Origin of the sequence: Citrobacter sp. RHB25-C09 (genome assembly GCF_013836145.1) — a bacterium.
In the GTDB taxonomy this organism is placed as follows: Bacteria; Pseudomonadota; Gammaproteobacteria; order Enterobacterales; family Enterobacteriaceae; genus Citrobacter_A.
The window spans coordinates 3,698,276-3,719,588 of the sequence record NZ_CP057483.1; the positions used below are offsets into that span (position 1 = coordinate 3,698,276).

At 53.6% G+C, this 21,313-nt stretch carries 18 protein-coding genes; 10 read left to right on the plus strand and 8 right to left on the minus strand.

What is annotated here, in order from left to right; all coding sequences use genetic code 11:
* Positions 1 to 62: 62 nt before the first annotated feature.
* From dnaT to opgB, 4 genes are all read left to right on the plus strand, one after another.
* A complete protein-coding gene (gene dnaT / locus HVY19_RS17475; protein WP_181681737.1) occupies positions 63 to 602 on the plus strand; it encodes a primosomal protein DnaT in 540 nt (179 codons plus the stop codon).
* Between the two features lie 2 nt (positions 603 to 604).
* Entirely contained in the window at positions 605 to 1,342 is a 738-nt protein-coding gene (gene dnaC, locus HVY19_RS17480; protein ID WP_181681738.1) for a DNA replication protein DnaC, read from the plus strand.
* Positions 1,343 to 1,402: 60 nt separating this feature from the next.
* A complete protein-coding gene (locus HVY19_RS17485; RefSeq protein ID WP_181681739.1) occupies positions 1,403 to 1,894 on the plus strand; it encodes a DUF2501 domain-containing protein in 492 nt (163 codons plus the stop codon).
* Between the two features lie 261 nt (positions 1,895 to 2,155).
* Positions 2,156 to 4,447, plus strand: a complete 2,292-nt coding sequence (opgB, locus tag HVY19_RS17490) for a phosphatidylglycerol--membrane-oligosaccharide glycerophosphotransferase (RefSeq protein ID WP_181681740.1) — start codon at positions 2,156 to 2,158, stop codon at positions 4,445 to 4,447.
* 45 nt (positions 4,448 to 4,492) lie between these two features.
* On the opposite strand, the gene HVY19_RS17495 is transcribed toward opgB, so the two are convergent.
* Positions 4,493 to 5,515 (minus strand): zinc-binding alcohol dehydrogenase family protein, encoded by a 1,023-nt coding sequence (locus HVY19_RS17495; protein ID WP_181684319.1) that lies wholly within the window; start codon positions 5,513 to 5,515, stop codon positions 4,493 to 4,495.
* A gap of 138 nt (positions 5,516 to 5,653) precedes the next feature.
* On the opposite strand from HVY19_RS17495, the gene HVY19_RS17500 reads away from it, so the two are divergent.
* The 3 genes from HVY19_RS17500 (at position 5,654) to HVY19_RS17510 (ending at position 8,676) form a co-directional block, all read left to right on the plus strand.
* Positions 5,654 to 6,568: a GntR family transcriptional regulator gene (locus HVY19_RS17500; protein ID WP_181681741.1), complete on the plus strand. Its 915-nt coding sequence runs from the start codon at positions 5,654 to 5,656 to the stop codon at positions 6,566 to 6,568.
* Between the two features lie 212 nt (positions 6,569 to 6,780).
* The gene (locus HVY19_RS17505) at positions 6,781 to 8,142 is read left to right on the plus strand and encodes an MFS transporter (RefSeq protein ID WP_181681742.1); all 1,362 of its coding nucleotides are present in this window, start codon (positions 6,781 to 6,783) and stop codon (positions 8,140 to 8,142) included.
* Between the two features lie 18 nt (positions 8,143 to 8,160).
* Positions 8,161 to 8,676, plus strand: coding sequence for a GNAT family N-acetyltransferase (locus HVY19_RS17510; RefSeq protein ID WP_181681743.1), 516 nt, complete (start codon positions 8,161 to 8,163; stop codon positions 8,674 to 8,676).
* Between the two features lie 94 nt (positions 8,677 to 8,770).
* On the opposite strand, the gene tsr is transcribed toward HVY19_RS17510, so the two are convergent.
* Positions 8,771 to 10,435: a methyl-accepting chemotaxis protein gene (tsr, locus tag HVY19_RS17515; RefSeq protein ID WP_181681744.1), complete on the minus strand. Its 1,665-nt coding sequence runs from the start codon at positions 10,433 to 10,435 to the stop codon at positions 8,771 to 8,773.
* Between the two features lie 212 nt (positions 10,436 to 10,647).
* On the opposite strand from tsr, the gene HVY19_RS17520 reads away from it, so the two are divergent.
* Entirely contained in the window at positions 10,648 to 11,511 is an 864-nt protein-coding gene (locus tag HVY19_RS17520; RefSeq protein ID WP_181681745.1) for a MurR/RpiR family transcriptional regulator, read from the plus strand.
* Here the strand turns inward: HVY19_RS17520 and HVY19_RS17525 are convergent.
* From HVY19_RS17525 to HVY19_RS17545, 5 genes are all read right to left on the minus strand, one after another.
* On the minus strand, positions 11,508 to 12,113 hold the full coding sequence (locus HVY19_RS17525; protein ID WP_181681746.1) for a 2-dehydro-3-deoxy-6-phosphogalactonate aldolase: 606 nt from the start codon (positions 12,111 to 12,113) through the stop codon (positions 11,508 to 11,510). The two genes, HVY19_RS17520 and HVY19_RS17525, sit on opposite strands and share 4 nt — an antisense overlap.
* A complete protein-coding gene (locus tag HVY19_RS17530) occupies positions 12,100 to 12,978 on the minus strand; it encodes a 2-dehydro-3-deoxygalactonokinase (RefSeq protein ID WP_181681747.1) in 879 nt (292 codons plus the stop codon). Before HVY19_RS17530 ends, HVY19_RS17525 begins: the two co-directional genes overlap by 14 nt.
* Complete coding sequence (locus tag HVY19_RS17535) at positions 12,975 to 14,450, minus strand: sodium:solute symporter family protein (protein ID WP_181681748.1); 1,476 nt, start codon at positions 14,448 to 14,450, stop codon at positions 12,975 to 12,977. Before HVY19_RS17535 ends, HVY19_RS17530 begins: the two co-directional genes overlap by 4 nt.
* A 98-nt stretch (positions 14,451 to 14,548) precedes the next feature.
* Positions 14,549 to 14,941, minus strand: coding sequence for a RidA family protein (locus HVY19_RS17540; protein ID WP_181681749.1), 393 nt, complete (start codon positions 14,939 to 14,941; stop codon positions 14,549 to 14,551).
* Positions 14,942 to 14,943: 2 nt separating this feature from the next.
* Positions 14,944 to 16,395 (minus strand): D-aminoacylase, encoded by a 1,452-nt coding sequence (locus tag HVY19_RS17545; RefSeq protein ID WP_181681750.1) that lies wholly within the window; start codon positions 16,393 to 16,395, stop codon positions 14,944 to 14,946.
* Between the two features lie 201 nt (positions 16,396 to 16,596).
* Here HVY19_RS17545 and HVY19_RS17550 point away from each other — a divergent pair, with 201 nt between their 5' ends.
* On the plus strand, positions 16,597 to 17,817 hold the full coding sequence (locus HVY19_RS17550; RefSeq protein WP_181681752.1) for an amino acid deaminase: 1,221 nt from the start codon (positions 16,597 to 16,599) through the stop codon (positions 17,815 to 17,817).
* A gap of 41 nt (positions 17,818 to 17,858) precedes the next feature.
* On the opposite strand, the gene HVY19_RS17555 is transcribed toward HVY19_RS17550, so the two are convergent.
* Positions 17,859 to 18,866: an Ldh family oxidoreductase gene (locus HVY19_RS17555; RefSeq protein WP_181681754.1), complete on the minus strand. Its 1,008-nt coding sequence runs from the start codon at positions 18,864 to 18,866 to the stop codon at positions 17,859 to 17,861.
* Positions 18,867 to 19,160: 294 nt separating this feature from the next.
* Between HVY19_RS17555 and btsT the strand changes: the two genes are divergently transcribed.
* Positions 19,161 to 21,311, plus strand: coding sequence for a pyruvate/proton symporter BtsT (btsT, locus tag HVY19_RS17560; RefSeq protein WP_181681756.1), 2,151 nt, complete (start codon positions 19,161 to 19,163; stop codon positions 21,309 to 21,311).
* The last annotated feature ends 2 nt before the right edge of the window (positions 21,312 to 21,313 follow it).

The following is a 21,313-nucleotide window of genomic DNA, read 5'->3' on the forward strand; positions in this document are numbered from 1 at the left end:
CATCAGTGTGTTACTATAAAAGCAGTGTTCCTTCTCGATTGCAGCGAGTATTGAGAAACGTTATGTCTTGCAGAATTTTAACCCCGGATGTCATTGGTATTGACGCCCTGGTCGACGATCACCAGACCGTACTGGCAAAGTCTGAAGGTGGCGCTGTCGCCGTGTTTGCCAACAACGTTCCGGCTTTTTACGCGGTGACGCCCGCACGTCTGGCGGAACTGCTGGCGCTTGAAGAAAAACTGGCGCGACCGGGAAGCGACATCACACTGGATGCGCAGTTTTATGACGAACCGCAGCCCTCTCCGGTCGCCATTCCGCTGGGGAAATTCGCAATGTATCCGGACTGGCAGCCAGATGCCGATTTTCAACGTCAGGCGGCATTATGGGGCGTAGCCTTAAAAGAGCCTGTCACTGCTGAAGAGTTGGCCTCGTTTGTGGCTTACTGGCATGCAGAGGGCAAAGTCTTCCACCATGTGCAATGGCAGCAAAAACTGGCACGTAGCGTACAAATCAGCCGGTCCAGCAACGGGGGGTTGCCAAAACGCGATGTGAACACGGTCAGCGAACCAGACAATCAAATTCCACCGGGTTTTAGAGGTTAACGATGAAGAACGTTGGCGAACTGATGAAGCGTCTGCAAAAAATGATGCCCGCCCATATCAAACCCGCCTTCAAAACGGGTGAAGAGTTGCTGGCCTGGCAGAAAGAGCAAGGTGAGATCCGTGCCGCTGCGCTGGCACGTGAAAACCGGGCGATGAAAATGCAGCGTACCTTTAACCGTTCCGGCATTCGCCCACTGCATCAGAACTGTTCATTTGATAACTACCACGTTGAATGTGAAGGTCAAATGAACGCCCTGAGTAAAGCGCGTCAGTACGTCGAAGAATTTGACGGTAATATCGCCAGCTTTATCTTTTCGGGGAAACCGGGAACCGGGAAAAATCACCTGGCAGCGGCCATCTGCAACGAACTGCTGCTGCGCGGCAAATCGGTGCTGATCATCACCGTGGCCGATATCATGTCGGCGATGAAAGAAACCTTCAGCAATCGCGAAACCAGCGAAGAGCAGCTGTTAAACGATCTGAGTAATGTCGATCTGCTGGTGATCGACGAGATCGGCGTACAGACCGAATCACGCTATGAAAAAGTGATTATCAACCAGATTGTCGATCGTCGATCCTCCTCCAAGCGTCCCACCGGTATGCTCACGAACAGCAATATGGATGAAATGAATAAGCTGCTGGGCGAGCGGGTTATGGATCGCATGCGGTTGGGCAACAGTCTGTGGGTCATCTTCAACTGGGACAGCTATCGCAGCCGGGTGACGGGCAAAGAGTATTGAGACAATTCCGAGTAACAGCAGCGGTATACTGCGACGCAGGTTAATTTACGAGTTATCACGATGAAAACAGCGAAACGTCTTCTGTGCTGTGCGATTGCCGCCAGCGCGTTCATTACTACCAGCAGCGTCGCCGCATCCTGGCAGGACTCCCTCACCAGCGCCGCCAGTGAGCTCAGCAAACAAAGCGGTAACGCATCGCAAGGCGGCACATCGCTCGCTTCCCTGACCAGTCTGCTGAACGGCGGCAACCAGGCGCTTAGCGCGAACAACATGAACAACGCGGCCGGTATTTTGCAATACTGCGCGAAGCAGAAGCTGGCTTCAGTTACCGATGCAGAGAATGTGAAAAATCAGGTTCTGGATAAACTGGGGCTGGGTACAACGGAGCAAAAACAGGACACAAACTACCTGGACGGCATTCAGGGTCTGCTGAATACCAAAGACGGACAACAGCTTAACCTGAACAACATTGGCAGCACGCCGCTGGCTGAGAAAGTGAAAACCAAAGCCTGCGACCTGGTCCTTAAACAAGGGATGAGTTTTATCTCCTGACCGCAAACGCCGCGTTTCCCTGTAAGCGCGGTGCTCTCCCCTCTTTCCCCTCAGCGCTACCGGGCTCCCCGCGTAATGGGAAGTGACGACGATCAAAATTTCCCATATCTAAACCAATTCTGAATAACAACGTAATTTTATGTCACTAGAATTGCAGCAGAGTTACAAGCCCATTACATTGTACTTCCCGAAAAAAGATGAGCTACCAGCCGACGTCTGGTGTAGAGCCTTTGCACAAGGCTATTTGTGAGGATCGATCAGTTGTCTGAGTTACTCTCCATTACTCTGTTTCTCGCATCCGTGCTGATTTACGCCTGGAAAGCGGGTCGCAACACCTGGTGGTTTATCGCCACGCTGGCGGTGTTGGGGCTTTTTGTAGTTCTAAATATCACGCTGTATGCCAGTGACTACTTCACTGGCGACGGCATTAACGACGCAGTTCTCTACACATTAACCAACAGCCTTACGGGCGCGGGCGTAGGCAAATATATCCTGCCTGGCATCGGGATTTTTCTGGCGATCGTAACGGTGTTTGGCGCATTAGGCTGGATTTTACGCCGTCGTCGACATCACCCGCACCATGTTGGCTACAGTCTGCTGGCGCTGCTGCTGGCCTTAGGTTCTGTGGATGCCAGCCCGGCATTCCGTCAGATCACCGAGCTGGTGAAATCCCAGTCGCGCGAGGGCGATCCGGACTTCGCGACTTACTATAAAGAGCCGTCAAAAACCATCCCGAATCCTAAACTGAACCTGGTTTATATCTACGGCGAAAGCCTGGAGCGCACCTATTTCGATGATGCCGCCTTCCCGGCGCTCACGCCGGAACTTGGCGCGTTAAAAAATGAAGGGCTGGATTTCAGTAACACAATGCAGTTGCCGGGCACAGATTATACCATCGCCGGTATGGTCGCCTCTCAGTGCGGCATTCCGCTGTTTGCGCCGTTTGAAGGCAACGCATCGGCATCGGTTTCCAGCTTCTTCCCGCAGAATATCTGTCTTGGGGATATCCTGAAAAACTCCGGTTATCAGAACTACTTTGTGCAGGGCGCAAATCTGCGTTTCGCCGGCAAAGACGTGTTCCTGAAATCCCACGGCTTCGATTACCTGTATGGCGCGGAAGAGCTAAAGAGCGTAGTCGCGGACCCGACCTATCGCAACGACTGGGGTTTCTATGACGACACCGTGCTGGATGAAGCCTGGAAGAAGTTTGAAACGCTCTCCCGTTCTGGCCAGCGTTTCTCGCTGTTTACGCTCACCGTCGATACCCATCACCCGGATGGCTTTATCTCGCGAACCTGTAACCGCAAGCGTTATGACATCGACGGCAAGCTAAACCAATCTTTTAGCGCCGTCAGTTGCAGCCAGGAGAATATCGCTGCATTTATTAACAAAATCAAAGCGTCACCGTGGTTTAAAGACACGGTTATTGTCGTCTCTTCTGACCATCTGGCGATGAACAACACCGCGTGGAAATACCTGAACAAACAGGATCGCAGCAATCTGTTTTTTGTGATTCGCGGCGACCAGCCACAGCAGGATACGCTGGCGGTCAAACGTAACACCATGGACAACGGCGCAACGATACTTGATATCCTGGGCGGCGATAACTTTATCGGCCTCGGGCGGAGCAGTCTTTCCGGGCAGTCGCTGTCGGAAATTTTCCTGAACAGCAAAGAAAAGATTATGGCGATGAAGCCGGACATCATTCGTCTGTGGAATTTCCCGAAAGAGATCAAAGAGTTCACCGTCGATCGCGATAAAAACATGATCGCCTTCTCCGGAAGCCACTTCCGTCTGCCGCTGCTGCTGCGGGTATCAGATAAACGCGTTGAACCGCTGCCGGAGAGTGAATATTCCGCGCCGTTGCGCTATCAGCTTGCAGATTTTGCCCCGCGCGATAACTTCGTCTGGATTGATCGCTGCTACAAGATGGGGCAACTGTGGGCACCGGACGTGGCGCTCTCAACCGACTGGTGCGTCTCGCAGGGTCAACTGGGCGGAGAGCAAACCGTGCAGCACGTCGATAAAGCGCAGTGGAAAGGCAAAACGGCGTTTAAAGATACCCTCATCGACATGGAGCGCTACAAGGGCAACGTGGACACGTTAAAAATTGTTGATAATGACATCCGCTACAAAGCCGATAGCTTTATCTTCAACGTCGCTGGCGCACCGGAAGAGGTGAAGCAGTTCAGCGGCATTTCCCGTCCGGAGTCATGGGGGCGCTGGTCGAATGCGCAGCTCACCGATGAGGTCAAAATCGAGTATAAAGCGCCGCTGCCGAAGAAGTTTGACCTGGTGATTACGGCCAAAGCGTTTGGCGGTAACGCGAATCAACCCATTCCAGTACGCGTAGGTAAAACGGAGCAAACCTTAATTTTAGGTCATGAGGCTTCCACCACCACGCTACATTTTGAGAACCCGGATGATGCGGATACGCTGGTTATTGTTCCGCCAGAGCCCATAGCCACCAACGAGGGTAACATCCTGGGTCACTCGCCGCGTAAGCTGGGTATTGGCATGGTCGAACTCAAAGTGGTGAAGGTTGAGGGTTAAAAAAGACAGCGCCCAACACGCCCCGGGCGCTGCATGGCAATCGTATCAGAACGTGACCACCCCTTTGATTAACTCACGATTGTTGATCACGTCCTGCTCAAACACCTCGGCAAGTCCACTGAACGGATAACGATGCGTCAGCATCATATCGGCAGTCAACTTGCCCTCTGTCATCAGTCGCCCAACCCGGGCAAAATCTTCCGGAGTGGCATTACGACTCCCCATCATCGTCGTCTCTTTCTTGTGAAATTCGGGGTCTGAAAATTGAAGGTCACCCTTAAATAATCCGACAAAAACGATGGTGCCGCCGTGACGAATCAAATTGACGGTGTTGTTCATCGCATGTTGGTTGCCTGTTGCATCAAGCACTTTCTGCGCCAGAGAACCGTTAAACGCCGCGCGCAGTCGATCCACAAAGTCACCGGCAGCGGGATCCAGGGCCGTCACTCCCAGACGGGAGACAACGTGGTCGCGCCGGGCAGGACTGGTATCGGCCACCACAACCTGCGCGCCGTCCGCTTTAGCAATGGCAGCGGCACCCAGACCAATTGGCCCCGCGCCAACGACCAGAACCTGCTCACCGGCGGCAATCGCTCCACGGCGTACCGCATGCGCGCTAATCGCAAACGGCTCAATCAGCGCCGCCGCCACTGGCTCAATTCCCTCCACCAACAGGAGATTCGTCGCGGGCACGCTGAGATATTCACTAAAACCACCGTCCTGATGTACGCCAATGACGGAGATCTTTTCGCAACAGTTAGTCCTGCCGCTCAGGCAGGCCGGACACTGCTGACAGGCAACGTAGGGGATCACCGCCACCTGCTGACCGACGCGTAAATCGGCAATATCTTCGCCAACCGCCACAATGTCCCCACATATTTCATGGCCTAATACGCGTGGATAACTGAAAAAAGGCTGATTACCTCCCCAGGCATGAATATCTGTCCCACAAATACCGACACTTTTAATTTTGATTAACGCTTCATTTTTATCCGGAATCGGAATACTTCGGGTCTGATGTATTAATTCTTTCGGCTGTTGGCAAATCAATATATTCATTGTAGACATCATTACGTACTCCTGTTTCTTTGATGCTTCAGATATTGATGAAAAAAGAAATAGCCGCGTAACAAGTCAGCCAGTTTGTGAAATTACCCGCATTAAATTGTTTTAAATCGGGTTTTAATACCGAAAAAGGAGAGATTTATGAGCCGTTCACAAAATTTGCGTCACAATGTAATCAATCAAGTCATCGACGATATGGCCTGCGGCCATATCCCCTCCCCCCTGCCATCACAAAGCGCGCTGGCCGAAATGTACAACATTAGCCGAACAACCGTGCGCCACATCCTGAGTCACCTCTGTGCCTGCGGTGTTCTGACGCAAGTGGCAAGCGACTTTGTCATTACCCGTCGCCCGACTCAGCAGGATGGCTTCGCCTGTACCTCCGCGTCGATGGCGGAACAAAATCGCATTTTTGAGCAGGCGTTTTTCACCCTGATTCACCAACGTCAGTTGCTACCGGGGAAGACGTTCTCCGAACTGCAACTGGCGCGCACGGCAGGCGTCAGCCCGGTCGTAGTGCGGGAATATCTATTAAAATTCGAGCGTTACAATCTGATTCAAAGTGAAAAACGTGGTCAGTGGAGTATGAAGCAGTTCGATCAGGCCTATGCCGAACAGCTCTTTGAGCTTCGGGAAATGCTGGAAACCCATGCATTACAGCACTTTCTCAACTTACCCCATGAGGACCCTCGATGGTTACAAGCCAAAACCCTGCTGGAACGTCACCGAGCATTGCGCGATAGCATCGGCAGCAGCTTCCGTAAATTTTCCCAATTAGACCGTGATTTTCACGCGCTGCTGCTTTCCGCCGCAGACAATATATTTTTTAATCAATCACTTGAAATCATTTCAGTGATCTTTCATTTCCACTACCAGTGGGATGAGAGCGATCTCAAACAGCGCAATATCATCGCCATAGACGAGCATATGACCATTCTTAGCGCGCTGATCTGTCGCAGCGACCTTGATGCGACCCTCGCACTGCGTAACCATTTGAATTCTGCTAAACAATCGATGATTCGCTCGATAGATCAGAGTGTACAGAGTGCCTATTAAGTACCGATTAAAAACAGGAAATCGGAAGCAACTGCACGCTTTTATCAAAATAAAAACGCGAGAAAAATATCTCTTACCTATGCTCACGATCGGTCGACTATATTTAAAAACCTTCGTGAGTACCGGGTGCAAATAATACTTCACCGGTCGTTAAAACCCACTCTGCGTATTAAAAATGCAAAGAGAATAATAAAACATTAAAGGAGTCCGGCGTGGAAAAAGAGAATATTACCCTCGACCCGCGTTCTTCATTTACCAGACCAACCCCTGCGGATATTACCGTCCCGCCGGAGGGTATGGTACAACGCAGTAGCCGAATTAAACGTATTCAGACAACGGCAATGATCCTGTTATTTTTTGCAGCGGTCATTAATTATCTCGATCGCAGTTCACTTTCGGTGGCGAATCTCACTATTCGTGAAGAGTTAGGCCTCACCGCCACGGAGATCGGCGCCCTGTTGTCGGTGTTTTCACTCGCTTATGGCATTGCGCAACTGCCCTGCGGCCCACTGCTGGATCGCAAAGGCCCGCGCATTATGCTGGGCCTCGGCATGTTCTTCTGGTCGTTGTTCCAGGCGCTCTCCGGCATGGTTCAGAGTTTTACCCAGTTCGTACTGGTGCGTATTGGCATGGGGATTGGCGAAGCGCCGATGAACCCGTGTGGCGTTAAAGTGATTAACGACTGGTTCAACATCAAAGAGCGTGGCCGTCCGATGGGCATTTTTAACGCGGCGTCCACCATCGGCGTGGCGATAAGCCCACCGATCCTCGCGGCGATGATGCTGGTCATGGGCTGGCGCGGGATGTTTATCACCATCGGCGTACTGGGGATTTTTCTCGCCATCGGCTGGTACATGCTGTACCGCAACCGCGAACAGGTCGAGTTGACCGCCGTTGAGCAGGCATATTTGAATGCCGGGAGCGTTAATGCCCGCCGCGATCCGCTCAGCTTTGCCGAATGGCGCAGCCTGTTTCGCAACCGTACCATGTGGGGGATGATGCTGGGCTTTAGCGGCATTAACTACACCGCGTGGCTCTATTTGGCCTGGCTACCGGGCTATCTGCAAACTGCCTACAATCTGGATTTAAAAAGTACCGGGCTGATGGCAGCGATCCCCTTTTTGTTCGGTGCGGCCGGGATGCTGGTCAACGGTTATGTTACGGATTGGCTGGTAAAAGGCGGAATGCAACCCATTAAGAGCCGCAAGATTTGCATTATTGCCGGGATGTTTTGCTCTGCGGCCTTCACTTTCGTGGTGCCGAGCGCTACCACGTCAATGAGCGCGGTACTGCTGATTGGCATGGCGCTGTTCTGTATTCATTTTGCCGGCACCTCCTGCTGGGGGCTGATCCACGTTGCTGTCGCCTCGCGTATGACCGCCTCCGTTGGCAGTATCCAGAATTTTGCCAGCTTCATCTGCGCTTCATTCGCGCCCATTGTGACCGGCTTTATCGTGGATACGACGCACTCATTCCGCCTGGCACTGATCATCTGCGGTTGCGTCACCGTCGTCGGGGCGTTGGCCTACATTTTCTTTGTCCGTCACCCCATCAGCGATCCGCGCAAGGAGTGAAAGGGATATACTGAGTAGATGAAAATACTCTGTCGCCCAACCACATTGTTTGATATCGCCGCCCTGCCCGCCATTGAGCGTTCGGCAGGTCGGCGATTTTTAGACGTCCCGGATTTAGCCTGGATTGCCGATGACACCATTATCGGTGAGGCGCAGCACCGGGCCTACGCCGAGGCCGGTATGAGCTGGCTGGCGCTGGTCGACGAGCACCCTGTCGGTTTTTTGGTTGCCGAAACGCTGGGCTCATCGCTGTTTATTGCTGAACTTTCACTGCATATGGCGTGGCAGGGAAAAGGAATTGGCCGCAGATTGATTGGCTATGTGACTGAACAGGCGCACGAGAAAGGTTTTACGTCACTCACGCTGACCACCTTCCGTGATGTGCCATGGAATGCCTTATGGTACGCGCGACTGGGATTTGAAATGCTGGCTGACGAGACGCTTCCCGCAACGCTGCGCCAGAAAAGAGAAGAGGAAGCGGCGCAAGGTTTGGCGTTTGAGTCACGCTGCGCCATGCGCCTGATGTTACGTTAATTGCCCGATGGCGGCTACGCCTTATCGGGCCTACAGAATGCCGTAACGTACCCCATAGGCCGGATAAGCGACAGCGCCATCCGGCATCACAGGTTTAGAACGTTTCCCAGTTGTCCCCGGCGTCCGCAACAGCGGTCTTACGGGGTTGTACCTGTGTGGAAGCAGGTTTCACGAAGCTCATTTCACGTGCACGCTGCTGTTCCTGTTGGATACGGAACACGGCAACAGCCTGCGTCAGTCGGCTGGCCTGTTCTTCCAGCGCAGCGGCTGCGGCGGCAGATTCCTCTACCAGCGAGGCGTTCTGCTGAGTGACACGATCCATCTCAGCCACGGCCAGCCCCACCTGATCGATCCCGCGACTCTGCTCATCGGATGCCGAAGCGATTTCACCCATGATATCGGTCACGCGTGTCACCGCATTCACGATCTCATCCATGGTTTCACCCGCGCTTTCTACCAGCGTAGAACCGACGTCAACGCGGCTTACCGAGTCTTCAATCAGGCTCTTGATTTCACGCGCCGCCTGGGCACTGCGCTGTGCCAGGTTACGTACTTCACCCGCTACCACCGCAAATCCACGCCCCTGCTCGCCCGCACGTGCGGCTTCGACCGCTGCGTTCAGCGCCAGAATGTTAGTCTGGAAAGCAATGCCGTCGATCACGCTGATAATGTCGGCAATTTTCTGCGAACTGGAAGCGATGTCGCGCATGGTCTGCACCACGTTATCGACCACTTTACCGCCTTTCTGGGCCGTCTCAGAAGCACTCAGCGCCAGATGGCTCGCCTGACGGGCGTTTTCGGCGTTCTGCTTCACGGTAGCGGTCAGCTCTTCCATGCTGGCAGCCGTTTCTTCCAGAGAAGCGGCCTGCTGTTCGGTACGGGAAGAGAGATCGTTGTTACCCATCGCAATTTCGCTTGCGCCGCTATAAATAGCGTTCGCCCCGTTACGTACGTCTCCCACGGTGCGCATCAGCTCGCTCTGCATGTGGCGCAGGCTTTCGGCCAGTTGGCCCATCTCATTCGTGCCTTCGACATCAATACGCTTCACCAGATCGCCACTGGCAATATGACGAATACTGTCAATCAGACGGTTCATCGGTGCGAGAAGCGTTAGTTTGATCCCTGACCAGACGACAACAATCACCACCAGCACGGCGAAAAGAACGCTACCCAGAATCCACATCGCCTGGCTATAAGAGCTGACGTTATCAGCAACAGCGATGTCATACAGACGGTCGTTCTGCTGCAGGTAGTTCACATACTGCTTCTCAAACCCGTCCTGATATCCCTGGGTGGGCTGATCAAAAAACTCATTGATCTTGCCGGCGCCCAACAATTGGATCAGCTCAGCCAGCGCGTTGTGATAGATGTCGTAATTACGTTTGATTTCAGCAGACGCCGCCTCACTTTGACGCGGATCGCGCGGCAGCGCTTCGTAATCTGCCCAATTCTTCTCCGCCTGTTTCAGGGATACGCTGGCAATCTGCATCAGATCCGCAACGGTCGCGCCGCTGCCGATGTTGTTCTGATCCATCATGTAGCGAATACCCGCGCGGTTGAGCGTGTTACGGGTTTGCAGCAGAGCAACCCAACTGCCATTCAGCGTGGACTGCTGCTGGCGAATGGTCTGCAATACGGTGAAGTTCTCTTTGTCATTCTTTAACGCGTTAAAGAACAAACCACCGGATGCGAGTTGTAAAAGGCCAAATAATGCCAAAACCAGCATCAGGCTGGTCACAATTTTGATACGTTTTAACATGTTTTCTCTTTCCACTAGACAGATACTCTGGTTGTCGGCCTGGAATAAGAAAACTTTATGGAAAAGACAGGAGAGCATCAGGTAATTTGCTTAACTAACTGGCAATAGGGAATATTTACAACTGACTGTTTTCATCGGTTTCACGAAGCCAGCGGCTCTGAATGCTTTTTTATGGTACAAAGTACCATTCTCCTGTCACCGTGTGCTTCGCTATGGCTTATACAATCGACATTATTTCCTGCATTACCGAGCGCTTTTTGGCGTTAACCGCCACGGAAAAACGAATCGCGCAGTTTATTCTTGATGATGTTGCAACCGCGGTTGAACTGCCTATTGCCGAACTGGCGCGCTTAACGGATACCAGCCAGGCGTCTGTCACCCGTTTTGCCCGTGCGCTGGGATGCAAAGACGTAAGAGAGTTAAAGGTTAAGCTGGCCCAGTCGCTGGCGGTAGGGCAACGGTTTATTCTTGACGTTCCCGATCTCGAAGGCATTCAGGGTATTTACGAATCTATAATCAGCGTGCTTGATACGAATCGCCGTTCTCTTGACACAACAACCCTCAGTCAGGCCGTCAACTGGCTAAGCCAGGCGCGTCAGATCCTTGCCATCGGAACGGGCGGCGGTTCAACGATTTGCGCACAAGAGATTCAGTATCGCTTATTCCGTCTCGGCCTACCGGTCGTGAGTCAAAATGATGCACTCATGATGCGCATGATGTGTTCTGCGGTCACCCCTCAGGATGTGGTTGTTGTGTTGTCGCTGGGCGGATATACGCCAGAAATCCTCGAAAGCGCCGCAATCGCCCGGCAATACGGCGCAAAAGTGATTGCGATTACGCCTGCGCAAACACCGCTGGCAGAACAGGCCGATTTGGTGTTGCCACTGCTGGTTGAGGAGAATGACTACATCTTTAAGCCCAGTCCATCGCGCTACGCTATGCTGGCGATGGTGGATGTCCTGGCGACAGAACTGGCGATGGCAAATAAAGCGCAGGCGAAAGATCGCCTGCGTCGTATCAAACTGGCTTTAGACAGCCATCGCGGCGGGGCCAACCGCCAACCGCTGGGTGATTAAAGAGCCGCACGCCAGGCGTTCATAAAGCGTGTTGCCTGTTCCTGGGTTCGGGTAACGCTTTGCCCGGCGCGGTATAGATCGCCCCCGGTGCCTGCGCCTGCACAGCCTGCTGCTAAATACTCGGCCAGGTTATCGGGAGTCACACCGCCAACCGCCAGCACAGGAATCGTTGGCGGGAGAACAGCCTTTAACGCCCGAATATAGTCCGGGCCAAACGCCACCGAGGGGAAAATTTTCAGCCATTGTGCGCCAGCCTCAAGGGCATTAAACGCTTCGGTCGCTGTCGCGCACCCCGGGCACACCAGCAGGCCGTGCTCAACCGCACGGCGAATGACTGCGGGCTGGATATTGGGGGTCACAATCAGCCTGGCCCCCATCTCCGCCAGCGTATCCACCTGTGCCGACGTTAAGACCGTACCCGCGCCAATCATCGCCCTGCTACCTGCTCTGGCAATCGCCCGAGGAATGCTTAACTGCCAGTCTGGAGAATTTAACGGTATCTCAATGTAGCGAAACCCGGCATCCAGTAAGACGTCAACATGATCGTCAACCTCTGCCGGTGTAATGCCGCGCAGAATGGCCACTAACTTATTGTCCTGCATAAATAATGCTCCTTACACCCTGGAGAAATGCCGCATCACCATCACAACACTGAACGCCGATCCCGGCCCGGCTTAAAGCTTGTTGATAACGCGTAGTCAGCGACTGATTTCCGACCAGCGTCACCGATGATGGCTGCCAGGCGTGGCATTGTGCGGCGACCTCGGCCCCGATCAGCAAGCCGGATAAGAAGTCAGAGACTGACGCGCGGGGGAGCGAATTCAGTACCCATGCTGCCCGCGTTTCAAACAGTCGGGGTAAGATCGAGGGGGACTGAAGGCCTTTTTGCACCCCTTGCTCAAACGCGGCCTCATCCGATTCCTGCTGCGGGAGTCCCGCCCCCAGAAGCGAATGGGTCATTAACAGATGGTGCAACTCACCGGTCATGACGGTTTCAAAATGCACGACCTGTCCTTCATTCATCTGAACCCATTTGCAGTGGGTTCCGGGCATGACGTACCAGGAAGATGGAGAGAGCTGAGAAGCGCCGAGCAATTGCGTCTCTTCGCCCCGCATCACGTTGCTGACATCGGCCTCTTCCACTTTCAGGCCTGGGACAATCCATATCTGTTCACCCACCGGGCACAGATGTTGCGCCAGAGAAACCAGGGAGACGGGGCAGCTAACATAGGGAATAGACTTCCATCCGGCCTCACTGCCGATCATCCCGGCCATCACCACGGGCACATCAAGCGCATCACGCCAGGGAGCAATATACTGAGCAAAAACCTCCGCCGCGTTCGTCGAGCCCAGGCGCGTTACGCCCATCGCGACCTGTAGCTGGTTTTTGATTTCGTTCTGCTGAACATGCCACGCCCGGAGGTGGGTGGACCCCCAGTCAACCGCAATATAATTTTCGTGGTTCATGCCTTTTCCACCTTTCCACCCACCGCTGCGACGCTCTGGTTTTCCCGTTCATTCGTAATCATCGCCAGCGCTTCTTCACGACTGACTTTGCTGGCTGGCGTCATTAACGTCACAAAGACGGCGGAAACCAGGCTGCCGAGAACCGAAGGAATACAAGGATTTCCCCAAAATGCCAGCCATGTTGGATTAACCAGAATCACAATAGAAACCAGCATGCCGCTGAGCAACGCCGTCAACGCGCCTTGCCAGTTGAAGCGCAACCAGAAGCGACCCAGAATCGAACAGACAAACAGACCTGACATCAGCATGGAGATCATTTTGGTGATGTAACTAATGATGTCGTTAGACGTCAGTGCGAAAACCAGCGCCAGTCCTATCACAAAGGTCAGCATCCAGCGGGACAGCGTAATGGCACGGTGCTCTGGCGGCATTCTGCCCGTCACGATGGTGTAGACGTCTCGCATCATGATGGCAACGGCGGCGATGGCATCGGAGCTGGCAGATGACATCGTGGCCGACAGTCCAGCAATTAAGACCACCAGACCCAGTATTGAGGGAAGGAAACTGGTGGCAAACAGGAATGCGTAATTGCTGTTTTCCAGATTGGGATTCATCACGAACGCCGCCATCCCGATAATGGCCGGTAAAATCGAAAAGAAAAGATACAGCACGCCGGTATAAACAAATGAGCGACGCACCGAGGAGACATCTTTACCTGAGTAGATTCGCTGACGGTAAGACGGTGTTGCCAGTACTCCAACGCCGATCACCATCGCCAGGGACAGTGCGGGCAAGGCTCCCATTTTATCAATCGCGAAAAAGCTCAGCGCTCTGGGATCCATCGCCTGCTCAATAGCGCTCCAGCCACCGACGTGTACCACCGCGAGAATCGCCATCAAAATAAAGCCAAAAAACAGAATCAGCGCCTGGATTGTATCGGTCCAGACCACCGCCGAGTAACCGCCAATAATGACGTAGATTGCAAACGCCATTGCAATAATTAATTTTGCGAGCGTCAGATCAATTCCGGTAGCCCAGGCAAGATACATGCTGCCCCCCAAAATATGGGCACCTAACCAGCCAATCGAAGCGATAAATATCATCAGGCCGACAATATTTTTTATTATGTGGCTACCGCCGGTATAATACGAAAGTTCTTCGCTCATCGTCATAAAGCGCAGTTTACGCACCGGCGCGAACAGCCAGGCAACCAGCAATATCCCGACTGCACCGCCGATACCATAAAGCATTCCGGCCCAGCCATTGCTATAACCAAAACCTACAGCCCCCATGCTGGAACCCGTTCCTACCATGGTCGCCACCGTTGATCCAAGTGTCAGAAATAACGGCAGCGAACGGCCTCCCAGCAGGAAATCTTCACCACTTTTTTGATTACGAGATACATACCAGCCAAGCCAAATCATAGCGATGGCATAAATAATAAAGCCGATTAAAAAGATATCACTGTTCATTATTCACATCCTGCCAGTAGTAAGAAAATGATGTAAGCGTGCCCGGAGCGCTGAATGAATTCAGCGCTCAGAAACGATCGCAATTTTATTTTTTAGGACTATATTCGGTTCGCGTTAAAACAGGTGACGTCCACTTCTACTTTGCAATCGACAACCAGATCGGCGACACAGCAAATACGGGCTGGCGGATGTTCACCAAAAAACTCGCGAAATACCTTATTAAACGACTGGAAATAGCGTGAGTCGGTGAGGATCACTTTAACGTGTACCACATCTGCCAGGGTGTAGCCCGCTTCAGTCATGATATCGACGCAGTTCTGAATCGCCAGGCGAGACTGTTCGACGATCCCTCCCTCTACGACTTCGCCATTCTTCATTGGGGTCTGACCTGACACATAGAGCCACCCGCCCGCTTCAACAGCTCTGGCAAACGGTAAATGCTGACCACCCGTGCCCGTTCCACCTTCCGTACCGTAACGTTTAATGCTCATTTTTACTCCTTACCAGACTGGGACTGGCGGCGCAGAAAACGACCCGCGCGGCCGATAATATGTTTGTCGCGGCCGTAACTCATTACGCCATTGACCATTACTGCATTGATCCCATCCGCAGGCTGCTGCGGATCGGAGAAACTTGCGACATCCCGCACCGTTTGCGGATCAAGTAACACCAAGTCCGCATAGTAACCGGTCTTAATTAGCCCACGCTCCGGCAATTGAAAACGGGCGGCGGAAAGGCCGGTCATTTTGTGTATCGCCATGGTCAGTGGAAATAACCTTTCATCCCGGCAGTAATGCCCCAGCACGCGGGGAAATGCCCCCCATAAACGAGGATGCGGCATGGGGTCATTTGGCAGACCGTCAGAACCGATCATCGTCACCGGATAGCTCAGCACGCGACGCACGTCCTGCTCATCCATGTTGTAATAGATAGCCCCGGCAGGCATCAGTAATTTTGCCGCCTCCAACATACTCATCTGCCAGTCATCGGCGATTTGTTGAAGCTTTTTGCCCGCCTGATCCGGATGAGGTTCTGACCAGGTGATGACAATGTCGAACTCGTCGGTAACCTGTTTCAGATCCAACGTTGAGGAACTCGCTGAGTAGGGGTAGCAGTCGCAGCCAATCTCCTGCTGCGCTCGCATTTTGTCGAAAAATGCCAGCGTCTCTTTCGTTCGCCCCCAGTTTTTCGCCCCAGCGCATTTATGGTGGGAAACCACAACCGGAACCTGCGCATGGCGGCCTATGCGAAATGCTTCGTCCAGCGCCTCCAGAATGGGTTCAAACTCTGAGCGTAAGTGGGTCGTGTAAACGCCCTGCGCCTCCGAAAGCTCTTCGGCCAGCGCCATCACTTCTTCCGTCGTTGACTCAAATGCGGTGGCATACGCCAACCCGGAACTCATCCCAAGAGCGCCTTGTTTCAGCGCCTCGCGGAGATCGTTACGCATAGCGGTGATTTCAGAAACGGTTGCCGGACGAAAAAGATTGTCCATATGGTTATTGCGTAACGCAGTATGACCAATCAGTGTCCCTACGTTGAGGGCGGGCCTGGCTGCTTCTACCGCCTGGGCATAAGCCTCAACTGTTGGGTAAATAAAATGCTGCGCTTCGCCCAGGAGGTTCATTGGGTCGGGCACTGCACCTTTCATGGTTGCCGCCGCCGCGCTGATCCCACAGTTCCCGACAATAACCGTGGTAATGCCCTGACTCATTTTCGGTAAATATTCCGGCATGCGGATGACATTGATGTCGTCATGGGTATGAACATCGATAAAACCGGGTGCCAACACCTGCCCTGCACCGTTAATGATCTGTGCAGCATCGACGTTCAGTGACGGCGCGATATCTACAATCCGATCGCCGGCCACTGCGACATCACCGCGATATTGAGGACCCCCGCTGCCGTCGATTACCGTCACATTCTTGAATAACCAGTCAACCATCATCTTTGTTCACTCCTTTCTGCTGTGTCGACAAGTTAACCATTTACAGGAGTTAAAAACAGTGGAAAACTACGCAAAATCCATATCAATTACTGATACTTTTATTCATAAAAACCACAAAGCAATAATTTATTTATTTATTTTCAATAAAATAAATTTGATACCACTATCCGAAACGGCGTTAAAACCAAAAAGGTTGATGTTATGAAATACCAAAACGGAACGCGAGTACCCCATAAAGCCGCACTGATGAAAATGCCCGCCTGCGTCGTGGCAGAAGATGTCTGCCTGCCTGCAGCCGTCATCAAAAAATCGGCGCTTGAGAACAACATTGACTGGATGCAGCGCTATGCGGATGCCCGCGGCGTTTCCCTGGCCCCACACGGTAAAACCACGATGACGCCACGGATTTTTCAGGCACAACAGGAGGCTGGAGCCTGGGCAATCGGCGTAGGCAGCGCGTGGCAGGCGGGTGCCGCAATGGCGAGCGGCATTCAGCGCATACTGATGGTGAATCAGCTCGTGGGGAAAGCGAATATGTTGCTGATTTCTCAGTTAAAAGAGCTATATCCGACAGCAGAATTCATCTGCTGCGTCGATAGTCTGGAGAACGCCCGTGCGCTTTCAGCCTTTTTTACGCAGCGCCAGCAAACGCTGGACGTGATGATCGAGCTTGGCGTAAGCGGTGGACGCTGCGGCTGTCGCGGTACACATGCCGCATTGACGCTGGCTGAACAAATTTCATCGTATCCCGCCCTTCGACTTCGCGGGCTGGAACTGTACGAAGGGGTATTACATGGTGACGATGCACAACCGCAGGTGGAAACTCTTCTGCGCGAAGCCGCACGGCTTGCCTGCGATATGGAAAAATACGTTACAGGTGAGTTTATTCTCACCGGGGCAGGAACCGTCTGGTACGATGTGGTATGCAACATTTGGCTTGCAGCGGACAAACCCAAAAACTGCCGAATCGTAATCCGTCCCGGTTGCTATATCACTCATGACCTGGGAATTTATGATGACGCCCAGCAGCAACTGAAGGCGCGCGATCGTATCGCCTGCGATTTGGCTGGCGATCTCACCTCGGCACTGGAACTCGTTGCACTGGTGCAGTCCGTGCCTGAGCAGAATCGCGCGGTGGTCAATTTCGGCAAGCGAGACTGTGCTTTCGACGCGGGCTTACCTCAACCCATTGCCCACTACCGTGATGGAAAGCGACTGCCATTCGATGCCCAAACGGTCCGCAGCGTTGGCATTATGGATCAACATTGCATGCTGCAAATCAGTGCAAAAAGTGACGTTCAGGTCGGTGATATTTTGATATTTGGTACTTCACATCCCTGCCTGACCTTCGATAAGTGGAAAACGCTGCTGCTGACAGATGACGATTACACCGTACTGGAAGAGCTGGATACGCTTTTCTGATATTGGCAATGGCTGGCGAGGCAGTACGCCTCGCCTGATCTCTACAATAGCGCCGAAATATCATCAAACAGGGAACGCGTAATCGTCACCCCTTCCAGTTGCGATTTCTCACGTGAGGTAAAGCGTCGCTCGCCCGGCAGACGTGCGCCTTGATCCTGCATCGCCGCAAACAACGTTTCCGCCCGATCAAGGTGTATTTCAGCCTCTTCGCCCAGGAAGCGGGTAGGATCGAGCGCCAGAATGAGTTCGCCGCCGTAGGGTAAACCGCCCGCACCTTCATCCCAGGCCAAAGACTCGGCGCTGGTCATATCGCCAATAAGCGGCCCGGCAAGCAGCTCCACCATCGCGGCAAACGCGGATCCCTTATGGCCGCCAAAGGTCAGCATCGCGCCGTTTAGCACCGCCTGCGGATCGGTAGAAGGTTTGCCTTCCTGGTCAATCCCCCAGCCCTCAGGAATGGCTTTTCCTGCACGATGATGTAACTGGATCTCACCCCGCGCCGCCGCGCTGGTCGCCATATCAAAAATATAGGGCGGCTTACCTTTACGCGGCCAGCCGAAGGCAATCGGGTTGGTACCAAACAGCGGACGCGTGCCCCCCGCCGGCGCAACCCAGGCGTGGCTTGGCGTACAGGCGTAGCCGACCAGTCCGGCATCGGTGAGCGGTTCGATGTCCGCAAACAGCGCGGAAAAATGCACGCAGCGGTTGATCGCCAGCGCCGCAATCCCGCACGCTTTGGCTTTGCTGATAAGCAACGGCAGCGCCTGCTCGTAGGCCACCAGCGAGAACGCGCCGCCTGCATCGGCTTTAACAATCGCCGGGGCCTGGTCAATAATCACTGGCCGCGCATCGGCAGAGACTTTCCCTTTTCGCAGCGTTTCGACGATCCCCAGTAGCCGCCACAGCCCGTGTGACGCACAGCCGTCCCGCTCTCCCGCCGTCACGTTACGCGCGATCGCATCGGCGTGTTCAGCGCTAAACCCATTCTTGCTTAGCACGTCGCGTGCCAGCGCGTAAGCCTCCGATATTGCGAGGTTTACTGTTTCCATGTTCTTCTCCTTATAAGGTTTTCGGCAATAAGCGTAGACGCTAATCTCGATTCGCTGGCAAACTTTCTATTGTGATCTCAATCACATAATTGCATCGGTATTGCGATCTCCTTTACCGCTTACTGACACTCCTGACCGCTTAACTCTGCATTTGACCACTCACATATTTACTGAACTTTACGCGCGCGATGATCTGGCAAGATCCCCACAGCATAGCAGTCCATTTACCTCTTCAAACGCAACTCAACCAAACGGCTTCGGCCAATTTTTAATCTTAAAAAACCAGGTTTTACTATGGATACTAAAAAGATATTCAAGCACATACCCTGGGTGATCCTCGGGATCATCGGGGCCTTCTGCCTCTCGGTAGTGGCCTTACGTCGGGGTGAACACGTCAGCGCACTGTGGATCGTGGTTGCTTCCGTGTCGGTATATCTGGTGGCTTACCGCTACTACAGCCTTTACATCGCCCAGAAGGTGATGAAGCTCGACCCTACACGCTCGACGCCTGCGGTCATCAATAATGATGGCCTGAACTATGTCCCGACCAACCGCTACGTGCTGTTCGGTCACCACTTCGCCGCTATCGCCGGTGCAGGTCCGTTAGTGGGGCCGGTTCTGGCAGCACAGATGGGCTACCTGCCGGGTACCCTGTGGCTGCTGGCGGGCGTAGTGCTGGCCGGTGCAGTGCAGGACTTCATGGTGCTGTTTATCTCTTCTCGCCGTAACGGCGCATCTCTGGGTGAGATGATCAAAGAAGAGATGGGCCCGGTACCGGGGACGATCGCCCTGTTCGGCTGCTTCTTAATCATGATCATCATCCTCGCCGTGCTGGCGCTGATCGTGGTAAAAGCACTGGCCGAAAGCCCGTGGGGTGTATTCACCGTTTGCTCTACGGTGCCTATCGCGCTGTTCATGGGGATCTACATGCGATTCCTGCGTCCAGGACGCGTGGGTGAAGTGTCAGTAATCGGTATCGTTCTGCTGGTGGCTTCCATCTATTTCGGCGGCGTGATTGCCCACGACCCTTACTGGGGCCCGGCGCTGACCTTTAAAGACACCACCATTACCTTCGCCCTGATCGGCTATGCGTTTATCTCTGCGCTGCTGCCGGTATGGCTGATTCTCGCACCGCGCGACTATCTGGCTACCTTCCTGAAGATCGGCGTTATCGTCGGCCTGGCGCTGGGTATCGTGATCCTGAACCCAGAGCTAAAAATGCCAGCGATGACGCAGTATATCGACGGCACCGGTCCGTTGTGGAAAGGAGCACTGTTCCCGTTCCTGTTCATTACCATCGCTTGTGGTGCGGTATCTGGCTTCCACGCCCTGATCTCCTCCGGTACCACGCCGAAACTGCTGGCCTGTGAAACCGACGCGCGTTTCATCGGCTACGGCGCGATGTTGATGGAATCCTTCGTGGCGATTATGGCGCTGGTTGCGGCATCCATCATCGAACCGGGTCTGTATTTCGCGATGAACACCCCGCCTGCTGGCCTTGGCATCACCATGCCAAACCTGCATGAAATGGGTGGCGAGAACGCGCCGTTGATTATGGCGCAACTGAAAGATGTGACGGCACATGCGGCCGCGACCGTGAGCTCCTGGGGCTTCGTGATTTCACCTGAGCAGATCCTGCAAACGGCGAAAGACATCGGCGAACCGTCCGTACTGAACCGCGCGGGTGGCGCACCAACGCTGGCTGTGGGTATTGCACACGTCTTCCATAAAGTACTGCCGATGGCTGACATGGGCTTCTGGTACCACTTCGGTATTCTGTTCGAAGCGCTGTTCATCCTGACCGCACTGGATGCGGGTACCCGTTCTGGCCGCTTTATGCTGCAAGACCTGCTGGGTAACTTCGTACCGTTCCTGAAGAAAACCGACTCTCTGGTTGCGGGCATTATCGGTACTGCGGGCTGTGTGGGTCTGTGGGGCTACCTGCTGTATCAGGGCGTGGTCGATCCGCTGGGCGGCGTGAAGAGCCTGTGGCCGCTGTTCGGTATCTCTAACCAGATGCTGGCTGCCGTGGCGCTGGTTCTGGGCACCGTGGTACTGATTAAAATGCAGCGCACCAAATACATCTGGGTCACCGTCGTCCCTGCAGTATGGCTGCTGATCTGCACCACCTGGGCACTGGGTCTGAAACTGTTCAGCGCCAATCCGCAGATGGAAGGCTTCTTCTACATGGCTAACCAGTACAAAGAGAAGATTGCTAACGGCGGCGAACTGACCGCCCAGCAGATTGCCAACATGAACCACATCGTTGTTAACAACTACACCAACGCAGGCCTGAGTATCCTGTTCCTGGTGGTGGTGTACAGCATTATCTTCTACGGTTTCAAGACCTGGTTGAAAGTGCGCAACGTGGACAAACGTACCGATAAAGAAACTCCGTACGTTCCGGTTCCTGAAGGCGGCGTGAAGACCTCTTCACATCACTAAAC